Genomic DNA, 389 nt, shown 5'->3' with positions numbered 1-389 from the left:
CTGTCGCGCTATCCGCGCGAGCTGTCCGGCGGGCAGCAACAGCGCATCGGGGTTATCCGCGCGCTGGCGGCGGATGCGCCGCTGCTGCTGATGGACGAGCCCTTCGGCGCGGTGGACCCGATCAACCGCGAGTCGATCCAGAACGAGTTCTTCGAGCTGCAGCGCAAGCTGGGCATGACCGTGATCATGGTCAGCCACGACATCGACGAGGCGATCAAGCTGGGCGACAAGGTGGCGGTGTTCAAGAGCGGCCGCCTGCTCCAGTTCGACCACCCGGACACGCTGCTGGCGCACCCGGCGGACGAATTCGTCAGCGCCTTCACCGGCCAGGACAGCACGCTCAAGCGCCTGCTGCTGGTGCGCGCCGAGGATGCCGCCGACAGCAGTAT

The 389-nt window shown here is 67.4% G+C and carries 1 protein-coding gene; it reads left to right on the top strand.

The window, feature by feature from the left end; genetic code table 11:
- A partial coding sequence (locus tag CVM73_RS38935; protein WP_146006770.1) for an ATP-binding cassette domain-containing protein occupies positions 1–389 on the top strand: 389 nt, incomplete at both ends.

The sequence above is a fragment of the Bradyrhizobium forestalis genome (genome assembly GCF_002795245.1).
GTDB classification, from domain to species: domain Bacteria; phylum Pseudomonadota; class Alphaproteobacteria; order Rhizobiales; family Xanthobacteraceae; genus Bradyrhizobium; species Bradyrhizobium forestalis.
Note: the sequence above shows the minus strand (reverse complement) of the source record. Positions and strands in the feature narration are given on the sequence as shown.